7 protein-coding genes are annotated in these 14,670 nt (G+C 48.7%); all 7 read right to left on the bottom strand.

What is annotated here, in order from left to right; genetic code table 11:
* Window positions 1-201: 201 nt before the first annotated feature.
* Window positions 202-3,222, bottom strand: coding sequence for a TonB-dependent receptor (locus AACY82_RS00980; protein WP_339614889.1), 3,021 nt, complete (start codon window positions 3,220-3,222; stop codon window positions 202-204).
* Between the two features lie 594 nt (window positions 3,223-3,816).
* Window positions 3,817-6,393, bottom strand: coding sequence for a glycoside hydrolase family 3 N-terminal domain-containing protein (locus tag AACY82_RS00975; RefSeq protein ID WP_339614888.1), 2,577 nt, complete (start codon window positions 6,391-6,393; stop codon window positions 3,817-3,819).
* Window positions 6,394-6,649: 256 nt separating this feature from the next.
* Window positions 6,650-7,684, bottom strand: coding sequence for a cupin-like domain-containing protein (locus tag AACY82_RS00970; RefSeq protein WP_339614887.1), 1,035 nt, complete (start codon window positions 7,682-7,684; stop codon window positions 6,650-6,652).
* A 65-nt stretch (window positions 7,685-7,749) separates the two neighbouring features.
* Entirely contained in the window at window positions 7,750-8,769 is a 1,020-nt protein-coding gene (locus AACY82_RS00965; RefSeq protein ID WP_339614886.1) for a cupin-like domain-containing protein, read from the bottom strand.
* Window positions 8,770-8,822: 53 nt separating this feature from the next.
* Entirely contained in the window at window positions 8,823-10,310 is a 1,488-nt protein-coding gene (locus tag AACY82_RS00960; RefSeq protein ID WP_339614885.1) for a tryptophan halogenase family protein, read from the bottom strand.
* 59 nt (window positions 10,311-10,369) lie between these two features.
* Entirely contained in the window at window positions 10,370-11,089 is a 720-nt protein-coding gene (locus AACY82_RS00955; protein ID WP_339614884.1) for a SapC family protein, read from the bottom strand.
* A 180-nt stretch (window positions 11,090-11,269) separates the two neighbouring features.
* A complete protein-coding gene (locus tag AACY82_RS00950; protein WP_339614883.1) occupies window positions 11,270-14,302 on the bottom strand; it encodes a TonB-dependent receptor in 3,033 nt (1,010 codons plus the stop codon).
* Between the last annotated feature and the right edge of the window lie 368 nt (window positions 14,303-14,670).

The following is a 14,670-nucleotide window of genomic DNA, read 5'->3' as shown; positions in this document are numbered from 1 at the left end:
CACGCGGCGCATCAAGGCTCGCACTTTAAAAGCTCGTGTCTTGAGTATGATAGTGAGTGACGCACAAAAGCTTAAGGCCGTAAGCGTCACAGCTAAAATTCAAATTTATAACCTTTATAATATTTCACTGCTTACTCTATTGATCAAGCAAAAAAAACCGCCCGGTTAAGGGCGGCAAAGTAAGTCCCATGAAATAATAGCTTAGAAGCGCGCGCGAACGCCTAATGTATAACGCGGCTCGTAATAGTTTTGGAAAGCGTACTGATCCTCAAAGCCGAGGTAGTAGTGCTCGTACTCACCGGTTACATTAGAGCCGGATGCATAGAGTGTCACAGCATCGGTAATGTCATAACTGGCAGACACATCCACATAGGCAGCCTCATCTTGATAGAGGTTCAAAGCACCCCAAGCGCCCCCGCCGATAGCGACTAAACGCTCACTACGGTAGTTGTAGGCAATCCGCGCCTGAAAACGGTCCGCTTCATACCACGCAGCCAAGTTGAACTGACTTTCTGAGTTGTCGGGGAATAGATTTTTCTCACCGAAAATATCAGTGCCCGACCCTTCGCTAGGCGAGTAAGTATAGTTACTATCCAAACCAAAATTACCCAGGAAGCTATCGGTAAAGTCGCCAAAGGCAATTTTGGCCGACAGCTCGACACCTTCTACACTACCGCCTTCACCTTGCACTAAACGAGTAATATCAACGTTACGTCGAATGACACCGTCAGCATCAGGTTGAGGTTCGTTGCTCGTTGTAGACTCGGTAAAACTTTCAATATCCACATAAAACGCCGCTGCGCTAAATACAGTCGCCGCCCCCGCATACCACTCGACAGAAAGATCATAATTAGTTGAGCGCCAAGGCTCAAGGCTGGCATTCCCCGTATCACTACCGCCCGATACGACGAATTGACCTTCGGTAGGGCTACCCGCTTCACTGTCAATGGTATAGTTCAACACCAAGCCTTCGCCGTATTGGTTTAGATCCAGCGGCACCATATTTTCCGTATAGGCGGCACGTACTACCAGCGAATCATTAACCCAGTAGGCAAGGTTTAACGATGGGAGGTAATCAGTGTATTTACGGTTGGTAACTTTATCGCCCTCGTCTATATTGGTGTTACCGTAGCTTTTTTGTGTGCCAGCCACATTTTCGCGAACGGTAAGGTCGGTCTCAACAACACGAAGCCCCAAGTTACCTTGTAAAGCACCGGCTTCAAAGTTTGCTTGGGCGTAGTAAGTCAGCTCATCCAAGTTGACATCAAAGCTGCTGCCTGGAATTACATATTTTGTGGAGGGCCCAAAAACACGCTCTTGGAAAGCCTCCGGGTCATCGTAGTCTGTGGGATCAACCGCCCACATACCGGGTATACCGCCTACCGGTCCAAAATCAGTTACCCAGTTAACATTGTTGTGCTCATCCAACGCCGTAGGCGGTAAAGCGGTATAACCGACAAACATATTGTCGATGGCCGTTCCGTTTAGGGTTCCGCTTACCAGCTCTCCGTCTTGGCAAGGCCCGCTATGCATCTGCACATCGGTTGCCTTCCACTGAACTTCACAACTATCAGCGTAAGGTTGGTTAAATAAGTTGTAACGCTCAAACTCAGATGACCTTTGACCAGAACGCAGGCCAATATCAATATCGGTGATAAAGCCTTCATCAAATTTATAATTCCCCTGCATACTAAAAGCGGTCAAATCGCCTTCGGCATTTTCATTGTTTTCTGATGAGAATGCGCCAACGTTATAACTGTCTAAGTTACCCATGTAATCGGCAATGGTTGCATCGGCACCAAGCCCACCGGCCAGCGGGCGATCAAAGCCACCCCACTGGGCGTGCTCGCCGGCAGTGTTGTAGGTAATCTGGGGGGGTTCACTATAACCACCGGGATTAATAGGCTGAAAACATCCGCCGTCGGCACCCAAAACGATTGCGTCTGGGCCACATTCAGATGCGGGGAAAAAACCCGTAGGTGTGCCACTACCGCTCCATGTTAATGGGTTAACACCCGTGGTCGTGCCATTCGTTAAATCACCTTCGTTATAGGCATGACGCTTTTCGCGCTCCGCACTACCGGTTACCGCTCGGAAACTTCCGGTAAAAGCACCGCCGTTATCGTAGTCCAACTGGACATTAATATTGTTTGATGAAGTATGCCAAACATCGTTTTGGGTAAAAGACTTTAACCGCTTCGGCGACAACTCAGCCTCTGTCCATGAATACCAGTCTTCAGCGCCGGCGGCAGCATCTTGCGTTGGTACAAACCAATTATCGCCTTGCCATTTATTGGTGGCGCTCATACCCACTTTTCGGTTGTACTCATCTTGCTCGGTATAAAACCAATCAGCGGTCAACATAAAGCCTTCGCCAAGGTCAGCCTGAAAAGATGAGTTTAACCCCATGCGCTCACGCTCAGTCACCTGCTTCCAGGCTGAAAAACCTTGCGAACCCATATAGCGCCGCCCCATATCGGGCAAGCCAACCTGAGTGTCGGTAATTTGCGACGTCCAGCCTGCATCGCCCGGAGACCCGGTATTAATACCATTGTAAGAATTCGCCAAATTGACGTTGGCGTAGGTGCCCGCAAGCATAAAACCAACGTCTTCATTCTGCCAATTCATCAACGCGTTGAGCGATGGATCTGTCTCACCAGTCTCTTCACCGTATTGCCCTTCTACACCGCCAGCAAAAGTAAAACCTTCATCAAAATCAAAAGGACGGTAGGTTTTTAAATTAATAGTACCGGTAATACCGCTATATTTAAGGTCGGCTGTTGAAGTTTTATATACATCAGCCCCCTTAAACAACTGTGACGGAATATCCCCAAAGTTGGGCTGAATAGAAACCACAGAATTAGCGCCGAGGTACTGCTCACCATTGAGCTGGGTAATCACTTGCGGTAGCCCGCGAATATTAACCGATGAGCCCTCACCAGCTGAGCGGCGGATTTGGATGCCGGGAATACGCTGCAATGAATCAGAAATAGTCGCATCGGGCAATTTGCCTATATCCTCGGCCGATATTGCGTCCACTACTGAGTTTGCGTCACGCTTGATATTTACCGCTGTCTCCTGTGCAGCGCGAACGCCGCGGACAACAACTTCTTCCAGCATCGGATCATCCTGTGCGACAGCGACCCCACTAAGGCTGGCCAACGCGCAAGAGGCCACTACCGATGCCATCATCTTTCTCTTAAAATTGGTGTTCTTATACATGGATCTCTCCTTTATTATGATTAGGAATCACTAACTATTCCCGTACGCACTACCTCGTATCAAAGACCGGGCTAGGTCTTCTTTATCGTGGTTCCGCTTGTCTAAGCGAATACTACTGGCCGCTTAGCCAGTCTCGCGCTCCTGAGTTTCAGAAGCCGATTGGAAACTGGTTAGCCAACTAGGGCTGGCGTATAAACGCTTATTTTTGGCCCCTAAGGCATGACCGCGACGGCGATCGACCCGAAGTGTAACCCATTACACTTCACTATGTAACCCATTACATGGTGGTTTTTGCGCCAAAATGAAGCGATATTAGAGAGAAGCAGCGTAACCGAGAACCGAGTGCAGCAGGTAAGCCGCGCCTGCCCTACCTATAAAGAAGAATAACCAGAAAGAATTTTTATGGTAAAGGCGCCCTGCGATAAGCGTTAAGGCGAAATACCGCTTAAATCGGCAAGACCTACGCGATAAACCAAACTTCGGATCCTGTAAAAAAAGAAGCTTTCCCGAAACAAAAAAGCAGCCTCAGGTGAGGCTGCTTTTATATGACTCGCTCCGGCAACAGTGCCCGAAACGGCATTTTACATGGCGATACTACTGGCAATTCACCATAGCACTCTCCGCACGGCCTTTTAAGAGCTGTACATTAGCAAAGCTCATATCCAGTTCACCGGTAGTATAAATGGTGAACGGGCGGAGCACTTGAGTGATGTACTCAGATTGCGGCTGAGCCAAACCGAAGTTTTCGCCAGCAGCGGGGAAACACGACAGATCAACCGTCACGGTTTGCCAGTCGCTACCCGCCAAATGCTCGCGCATACCTTGAGTCATATCAATATCGGATGCACAGTAAGAGCCACAACCGAGACGCAAGTATGTGGTTTCGGTCGGGGCTTTGTCGACTTTGATATCAAAAGACAGCACGGATTTGGCTTTCACATAACCGCTCCAGTCCTGACGATCCTCGGCAAACAAAGCAACATGGCCTGCTCCCTTACCGTTAAACACTACTCGACGGGCATCTTGCTGCTCATTACGATCCACCGCCTCAACCAATACCGTAGAGGTTTGCAGGGTATTGCTGGTCATGACAGCACGGTCATTCTCAGCGCCCACGGCCTCAATACCCCAAGGCTCGATAGGACGACGATTAAACAGTTCTAGCACGTCCTGGGTATCGGCTTGCTTTAGGCCGCTTTCTGGCAGCTCATCACCCAGCGTGTCTTTATCGGCATAGCTCAAACCAAACCCGTAAGGAAACAGCGGGTTATAGTTTTTGTCGCCGCGATTTAAACGGTACTGGTCTGCACGTTGAGGCCAGCTAAACGACAACCGCCCTGTAGCGTCGTGATTGATCGAGCCATCGTTTTTGCGGAACACAACATCGGCAATGCCCTCACCCTCGGTACCCGGCTGCCAAACCACCATAAAGGCATCAGAGGCGTTAAGTTCGCGGTTGACCCACAGTGGGCGTCCAGTGATAAACAGCGATACCACCGGAATACCCTGATCTTTAAAAGATTTAAGTAAATCTAGATCGGACTCCGAACCGCCCTTGTACATCAAGTTGGTCAAATCGCCCTGCATTTCGGCGTAAGGGTCTTCACCAAATACCACGATGGCGACATCGGGCTTTTCTTTAAAACTGCCGTTTTTACTCAGCTCAGCGCTACCACCGCCAGCTTCAACCGCCTCGGCAATACCATCGTAGATAGACGTCGCGCCGGGGAAATCGGAGTTTTTATTACCCGTTCCCTGCCACGTTACCGACCAACCACCGGCTTGCTTACCGATATTATCCGCGCCGTCGCCGGTCACCAAGACTTTCGCGTCCCGACTTAGCGGTAATAAGCCATCGCTGTTTTTTAACAACACCAACGACTCACGCACCGCTTGGCGAGCCACTTCACGATGCTCGGGAGCGCCCAACAGGTCGGCCCGTCCGGCGATACCGCGCTCGGATGGAGCACCTACTTCAAACAGGCCAGCACGCAGCTTAACGCGCAGGATGCGACGCACCGCATCATCAATACGAGACATGGGGATAGTGCCATCTTCGGCATGTTTTACCGTGCTGGCAAACAGCTCTTTCCACTCGGGCTCCGGCGCCATATAGATATCCAAACCGGCGTTAACAGCCTGCGGACAATCAAGTGCAGTGCAGCCGGGAATAAAGCCGTGACCACTCCAGTCACCCACAATAAAGCCGTCAAAGCCCATTTGGCCTTTCAGCACATCGGTCAGCAGATACTCATGACCGTGCATACGCGTGCCCTCCCACGAGGTAAACGATGCCATCACCACCTGTACGCCCGCCTCGAGAGCGCTAAAATAACCAGCGCCGTGGATATCGCGCAACTGCTCTTCCGTCGCGAGCGTCTCACCACGGTCAATACCTTTAGCGGTGCCGCCATCGCCAATAAAGTGCTTGGCGGTTGCAATAACGTGATCTTCATTTAAGAAGTCGTCCGATTTGGGCTCGCCCTGCAAACCGCGAATCATACGACCGGCGTACTGGCCTACCAGCTCTGGATCTTCTGACCAGGCCTCGTAAGCGCGGCCCCAGCGCTCATCGCGCGATACCGCCACGGTAGGAGAGAAGTTCCAATCGATACCGGTGATTTTTAGTTCACGCCCGGTAACCCAGCCGATTTGCTCTAGCAAATCCGGATTGTGAGTCGCTCCCAAAGCGATGTTATGGGGGAACAAGGTAGCACCTACCACATTGCCCACACCGTGGACCGCATCGGTCCCCCAGATAATTGGTACCCCAGTGCGACCATCGGTTTTATCGATAGATGCGTAATAGTAACTATCAGCCAAATCGACCCAATCTTGGACGCTGGCATACTTGTTGTTATCGGGTGTCGTACCACCGCCGTTTAACACCGAGCCAATGTGATACTCGCGGATGTCTTCCGGGGTTACCTGCTTAATTTCCGGCTGGATCATCTGTCCCACTTTCTCTTCGAGCGTCATCTGGGACAACAGCTCGTCGATACGGGCCTCGATCGCAGGGTCCTGCTCGACTTCACTGTGCACCGCAGGCCAAGTCACATGGTTACTTTTACTCGTACCCGCTGAGGCTGAGTCATTTTGCGTCTGACACCCCACCAGAGCGGCCATTACGGCCCCCGCCAGGGTTAGGCGCTGAAAGGCATTAATAGCCATATAGGCTCCTTATAAGTTTTATCAGTATCGTTTATCAAGATCGTGTTTGCTGAACATTCGTTAACCACCGATGCAGCAGGTAAATATGCGCCAAGATTACTGTATTTCACACCCTGAATGCGCCCCACCTCGCGCATGAGTATAAAGTGGCAAAAGCTCTTTAAACGCTGTACATTATGCGACCACTCAAGAGTACATTTAAGTACACTTTGCCGGTAGTCCCTACCTAAAAATTAAGCCTATTTCACAGTGCTAGCTATCGGTTAAGACGATTGAGCAGATATGCTCTGAGCTTTCTCGCCTTCATACCATCTAACGCTCCCAAGTCACCCCAAGCATGCTCAGGCAAGTGCTCCACAGAATTTTCGGTAGAGCCAAAAACATAATAATCAAAAATATGCTTCCAAGCTTTTCGCTCCTGCTCGGGTCGACCTCGAATACTCAAAAGTGCATGCATCAGAACGCTCGTTGGCGTCCCCATATAATCTGGAGTGGTATCCCACCAGTAGTTAATCATGGCATTAAAAGGGCTAAAAGACTCCACTTGGTGCCACCACATACTGGGGTAGAATAATACGTCTCCCGGTTCTAAGTCTGCCACTTGCGCCGAATCAATAGCCCACTTCGCCCTAGGGTGACAGTTAAAATCGGGATTGGCGAAGTCCACCATACTAATAGGCTGGCCACCTGGGGTAGGCTCTAACGGGCCGGGATAAAGGTTGTCAATTTGCTCTGGCGGAAACAATGTAAAACGTCGCTTGCCCAAACAACAGCACGCCAAGTTATTGGGCACGTCGTAATGCGCAGATATAACCGAGGGGTTGCCCAGCCAGATACTATAAAACGGGCGCCGAAACTCGAACATGGGATGGTTTAAGCCTAAGCTGTTGTCCTCTCGCATCCCGGGCAAGCAAAGATCTATATCGCTGGAGCCCACATAAAGAGATGGCGGCCGCTCATCGACTAAATGCTCTTCAACTGTATCGAGAAACTCATCTAAAGCCACGCGACGCTTTTCAAAGTTCAGCGCCGATACATCGTTAGTATAAAAGTAACGCCCCGAGACTTCAGGAGCGCCGTAATACGCACCGACTGGGCGGCCACCGTAATACGATTTAAGGTAATCAATTCCATCGGTGCATGAGGTTTGCCCCGCTTGTACCAACCCCCAGTTTTTCACAGTGCCCTTCAAGATAACGGGCTCACCGGCATCGACTAACTCATCAAAGGGTATTGTATTGGGCGTCACGCCCTCAATTTGCTTGGTTTTACGTGACGTTATAGGCTTCATATAGGCTCCAACTTTCCCTCACTCAACACCGAGACTCGACAAAGTCAGGCATCGTAAAATAAGCATTAACGACTGCCATCAGTTTTGTTGTTCAAGAACTCGTTTACCTGGTCTCTCAGGCTAGGTGTCAAAGCCCCCATTAAACCACGGATCTCAGGCGTCAGATGCTCACCCGGAGGTTCGGCGGAAAAAACATAATGATCAAAAAGCGCGCGCCACGCCGCTTTTTGTGTGTCAGGAAGGTGGCCAATTGTCAGCATGGACTGCACTAATCCATTAAGAGGTGAACCGGTTATGGGTGTTAAAGGCTCCCACCAGTAGTTAACCAAAACATTTAAGGGGTCAAACGACTCGACGTTATGCCACCACAAAGGAGGAATAAACAATGCGTCTCCTGGCTCCAGGTCAGCCACCAGCGCATGGTTCAACGCCTCCCGAAAGCGTGGAAAACGCTCATAATCAGGCTGCTTTAAATCGACCAAGCTGATCGGTTGACCAGCGGGGTTAAACTCTATTGGCCCAACGTACAGATTTGCAACTTGCTCTGGAGGAAAAAGTGTAAAACGCCGACGTCCAGCGACCGCACAGGCAACGTTGGTGGAGGTATCAAAATGAGGAGCAATCGTCACCGCATTGCCAATCCAGATATGAGGCGGCACATCAGCAACGATATCAAGGGAGTTGTCCACCTCCATACCCGGAAGAACTTTGGCGACCGAGGTCGCACCCATGTATAAGGCGGGCTCCGAGGGTTTTCCGCGATAGGCATCTAGCAACGCCAGAGCCATTCCAAAAGGTCCACGTTTCTCCTGAAAATTAAAGCCACTCATATCTTCATTATAAAAAAAGCGGCCTTTAATCCCATCATTGCCTATCAAGATTCGAACGTCGTTATCGACATTAAACCTTTTTAAATAGGCGACAAGTGCCTCATTGGAGTCAGCACCCGCTTTGGTTAATGGCCAATGATTAGTCAAGCCTTTAAAAATTACTGGTTTGGCAGCGGTCACAATATCATTCAAAAATACATCTTGATCGACCGATTCGCGCCACTCAACCTTGCTGTTTACTATCGGTGTACTCATATCATCTCTAAAAACATTTAGCCTCAACGTTAAACGTTTAACCTGACATAGCGCTAGGGCTTTTCAGCCGCACAATACTTTTGTACGAAATCATTGTGATTTGGCAGTCGAGCAACCGATTTATCAACAGCCTGACGAATTCCGGCCAGCAGTTTCTCGAGATCTGATTTGCTCATGGCACTAACAATAGGGTTGTAAAAATGAGGAGTGATGCCCTGTCCCAGCATCACTTGCACCCAGGACTCGGCAATAAAGACTTCACCATCCCGGTTAAATGCCCTGCCGGACTCTTTAAAAAGTTCAATACGGTGCTTGAGCGTATCGGGTATATCCATATTGGCATAATCGCGCCAATATGGACTGCCCTTCCTGCCATTAATATGATAATGCAGAATAATAAAATCACGAATATTCTCTAGCTCACGATTCGTTTGGGCATTGTATTCACGAGCCACCGAGCTAAGCGAGCCGGTCGAAGGCAACAATTTTATAAGACGTACCAACGACGACATCACCAAGTGAATACTAGTAGATTCCAGAGGCTCTACAAACCCACTTGCAAGCCCCAGAGCAATACAGTTTTTGCTCCAACCTTCTGCGCGCCGCCCGGTTTTAAACTTAATCACACGCGGATCAGAAACTGTATCGCCTGATACGCTAGAGACTAACTCTTCTACCGCTTGGTCATCTCCCAAATACTGACTACTATAAACAAAACCATTTCCAACACGATGCTGTAACGGAATACGCCAGCGCCAACCGGCATCATGAGCAACGCTTTTTGTATATGGGACGGCAGGCCCGGATAGTGTTGTTTGCAAGGCAACGGCCCGGTCTGCCTTTAACCAATGGGACCAGTCCTCAAAACGGCTCTCTGTAACTTTATCGATCAACAGCGCACGAAAACCAGTACAATCAATAAACAAATCGCCAGCCACGCACTCGCCACTATCAAGCTGCAATGATTCGATAAACCCACTATCGGTGTTTATCGCAACGTTATCGATCAGGCCTTCTATTCGCTTTACCCCGCGAGCCTCACTGTACGATCGCAAATATTTTGCGTATCGGGAGGCATCTAAGTGGTACGCATAATTGATGCTAGACTTTTCAGACACGCCGAACTTTTCAGCCTTCGCGGCCTGTAACTCATAGCAAAAGTCACCGTATTCACACTCAACCCCCAGCCCCTTTGCTCTCAGCCAAAAATTTTGAAAGTCACAAGCCCAGTACTCTTTACCTGTTTTCCCAAACGAATGAATATAATCTTGATTCTCGCTGCGCCAACCATCAAAACCAATCCCCAATTTAAAGGTGGCCTGCGTCGCCCGCATAAATTCTTGCTCATCAATATTGAGAATACGATGAAACACACGTATTGGAGGAATGGTTGCCTCGCCAACCCCCACTGTGCCAATGGTATCGGACTCAACAAGAATCACATCCATAATACCTTTAAAGTACTCAGAGAACATGGCCGCAGTCATCCAGCCTGCAGTACCACCGCCCGCAATGACAATTCGCTTGATATTATTTTTCAAAAACTACCCTCAGCAATCCTTACGAGAAAATATACATTTAATGCGTGAAGACGTAACCCTCACTCATCTAGCATTCTAGCTTTTTTCATTTCTACCATACGAGACAGATTGCCGAGTGAAGACAACACTAAATATGCCGCCCGAAGAAAACCCGCGCGATGCAAGGCCACCAAATCAGCCTCTTTTAAGTTTGCCAGCTTTTCTTCATGTATCGTGTAATAGCCCTGCAATCGAAAAGGCTGTTGGCCGGGGATTTCAACATCCATTACTACCGGCTCAATAAGATCTAGCGCCGAAAACGCCGAAAACATAGCTTTATTTAGCTCGATCCCCTCATGAATTGCCAGCAATTGCCTGCTAACACGATCAATGTAAGGCGTATTACCACCATGCTCTAAAAAGACAGGCTGACCTTCAGCCTCACTAAGGCGCGGACTATCCATATCCACATGAATCATGGGCTCCTCTGGCCCGCCATTTTCGCCTCTTTGATAACCGATCAAAAAAGGACCTCGCGCCACAACGGCCGGAACGTATTTGGCAGACCAGCCAGCCTGCGTTAAAAACAGGTTCTCTTCTCGCTGAAAACCAAATACAACAAACGCCTCAAAATCGTCTGAATCATGCCTAAATAAAATAGGGTATTCACGCTGAACATCCTCAAACTCTGTTAGGTATGTTGGTACCGCATGAACATTATCCCCATAATCCGATTTTAGCTGTGTATCGACCTTTAAATCTTTGTGCGAGGTATTGTTTAACAATTCGTATTTAGCCATTAATCACCAGCCTAATATTTAGTCCGCCCTCTCGTAATGCACGTTATACAATCATTCATAGCAAACATAAGAGAGGTCCCACCGTAACTTGGGATACTCTAGTTACAAAAAAGCCGCTGCACAACGACAGCGGCTTTTAAGACACACAACATCAAAAGCTGTGTATAAATCACTCAAACCTTAGAAGGTATAACGAGCCCCTAACTGGTAACGTGCCGCGCCTTGTTCGTAGTTCCAAAGCTGATTCACGCTACGGTTGTAGGTACGCTTGCTTTCCTCTGTAAGGTTAATACCCTCAAGAGACACTGTGAGATTATCAGTTAATTCATAACTCACATTAAAGTCTAATTGCTGGTAAGCCTCAGTGTACTCGGGGTTGTTCGCGTATCGGTTGGCATTATTCAAGAACTCATCACGCCAATTGTACGCCAAACGTCCTTGGAAGCCATAGTTATCGTAAAGCAAAACGATGTTTGCCGTATCACTTAGCCCCACCAATGCAAACTGGGCAACACTAGGATCACCGGTGTTATCGAAGCCTACATCACCCTCTACTGTCGTGTAGTTAGCTTGGACACCAAAGCCCGTTTCACCAAAGAAGTGCTGTATTGCCCACTCAGAACCATAAATCTTCGCCTCTTTGTTGTTAACAGGCTTGTTGGTCTGGAACATATAAAGCGGATCATCGGCATTAGGATTGACACTATAGTTCGCTTGAGCATCTAACGGATCTAAGTCGTCAAAATCGATACCATTCTCCATGGCAACAACCATTGTATAAAGGTTGCCATCGGTAACTTCAATGCCTTGATCGTTGAGCGCAGCGACTGCAGCCTGAGCACGCGGACCGTTTGTGGCATCACGTAAACCAAACTGAGGCTCATCAACCGGCTCGATACCGATAAAGTTGTCAACACGCTTTTCGTAAAAACCCACGGACACATAGCTAGAGTCATCGTAGTACCACTCAACCGACAGGTCGATATTGTTAGACTCTAACGGCACCAGCGACGGATCATTTGCGTTAGCGATCGCGTTTGGCGTGCCGGGGTTGTTAATGGTTGGGCGCGATGGCTGATCTACAGAGGTACTTGCGGACAAGTTGTTGTAGGTCGGCCGAGCAATCGTTTTACTGTAGGAGAAGCGCGCTTTAACATCTTCAAGTACATTAATGTCAAAGTCAAAACTTGGTAACAAGTGATCATAACTGGCTGTTACAGTGTATGGCTCTGCGTTAGCGCTTGCGTAATTACGCAAGAAGTCATCATCGCTCAACCAAGTAATAGAGGTAGGCTGACGAACTTGTGATGTGGAAGTCACATCAGTCGTTTCATAGCGCACACCTGCAGTCACATGTGTCGGCATTCCGCCAATCTCGCTATCGAGGTTAACCTCGAAAAATGCAGCATCAACCTCTTCTTTAACTGTATCGTTGGTACTTAAAGGAGCCGGCGCAAAGCCATTATCAAAGATGTAATATGTGTCATCTTGCGTCTCATAACCAGACACCCTCTCAGCTAGATCAACCGCACTGCCAATGTAAACATCGCCAAACGACTGATTGCCTGCAGGCGATGCATCGTACTCATCAAACTCACTAGGGAAGTCTTCTAAAGACAGCAAGTCTGAAACGTCGCCAGGACGCGCCAACGCCCAGTTACCCATAATGTCCGTGGTTTGTGAGTACTCGGTGCGGTTCTCTGTCTCGCGAGACTCGATACCAAATCTGAAGCCGCCATTATCAAAGGCTAAATCACCCACCAAGCGTACTTGAGTCACATCGTTGTACTGTGCTGAGTAAGTAGTTTGGTTCACCTGGCTACCCACATCACCCGGGTCAAACTCACCATTACAATTCATATCATTGCGTGGCTCATCATCTCCGATACCGACACAATCAGAAAATTCATCAATTACAAAACGCGGCAGACCGTCATTAAAGTAGCCAATTTGGTGAGCAACGATATTGGCACCCATGCCAAAGTTCACCCAGCTACCGCCAAACGATGTATCAGGGGTAGTTTCAGCCGACGAGTCGTGGGCATCCAATGTCAGGCTAAAATTATCGGTAACATCCCAGCTCAGGTTTAAACCGGTAGATTCAAGCGTGCTGCTCGTACCACGGGCTTGCTGCGCTAAGCCCAAATCTTTACTGTTGCCGCCGTTAATTGGCAGCACATCTTGCGACAACACGATTGGCGAAGCGACTGGACTATCGTCATAGGTCAGGGCATCAAAGCCATTCAAAAACCAAATTGACTGTTCAGAGCGAGTCTCTTCAAGATCATTTTGCGCGTATGTATAATCTAACGTACCCGTTAAGCTATCCATCGGACGGAATTGCAATACCAGCTGCGCATTATCACGCGTGCGCTCCCGATCGGCGATGGTGTAACGAATATCTGTTGGCTGAGAATATAACTGCCCCACGTCTGGCTCGTTGGTAATATCGGCAGCCGAGAAAGTGTTGTCTGTCCAGGCTTGCGTATTCCATTGAGTCACATAAGAGCCCGATGCACCGCTATCACGCTGTTGGTGACTAACAGACAAACCCACCCCAAACATTTCACTGTCATCGGTCCAGCTAAACAAGCCCGACACTTCAGGAGTTACATCACTGCCGTTGCGATTAGAAGTATCTGTAACCGCTTTGGCTCCAACACTGATATTAAGGCCGGGATTATCTAGGGGGCGCGCCGTCTTAACATTAATAGTAGCACCGATGCCGCCACTGGCTACGCTAGCTTTACCAGTTTTGTATACCTCAACGCCACTAACCACTTCTGAGGCAACCTGCGCAAAATCAAAGGCACGCGATGTACTTATACCAGTAGGCGATGCCGCCGCCGTAGGCATGGAGCGACCGTTTAGGGTTACCATGTTGTAGTCAGGGCCAAAACCACGCACCGTTACCTGCGAGCCTTCGCCGTTCTGACGGTCGATTGAAACCCCGGTAATGCGCTGCAGAGACTCAGCCAGGTTGGTGTCAGGGAACTTACCAATATCTTCTGCAGAAATTGCATCAACAACGCCTGAGGAGTCTCGCTTGACATCCATAGCACGATCCAATGATGCACGGATACCAGTCACAACTACCTCTTCTAGCATCGGGTCGCTATCCTGAGCAAAGGCCAAACTACTAAAGCCGGACAGAGCACAGGAAGCAACCGCCGATGCGATCAGCTTTCTTTTAAAGCTTACTTTGTTATACATGGGACTCTCCTTTATTATCATTCGGAACAAACTTCCGTTACAGCATATAACCTACCCGCTAACTCCTATTAATAATCTCGTAGCAGGTAAGCAGATATAGCTTGCGAATTCTGGGTGCTGGGCGGCACCTGTAAGATGCTTATCTTGTGCAACCTAACAAAACCGTTCTGGTCTTTTTGACTTTAAGAGGAAGCCAAATCTACGTTATCCCACCAAGAGATTCAAGCTCTTTACAAAATCTTAACCTAGTCAAAAAAACATTAGACCGCTTACCATTAGCACGCAAATATAAACATTACGTTACTGCGGAAAAACACCGGAACACAATTATGACAAGGCAACTGACCCAAGTGTCAGAACACAGACCA

Origin of the sequence: uncultured Gilvimarinus sp. (genome assembly GCF_963972205.1) — a bacterium.
In the GTDB taxonomy this organism is placed as follows: domain Bacteria; phylum Pseudomonadota; class Gammaproteobacteria; order Pseudomonadales; family Cellvibrionaceae; genus Gilvimarinus; species Gilvimarinus japonicus.
The sequence above is the reverse complement of the archived record's forward strand: the minus strand, read 5'-3'. Positions and strand labels throughout refer to the sequence as shown.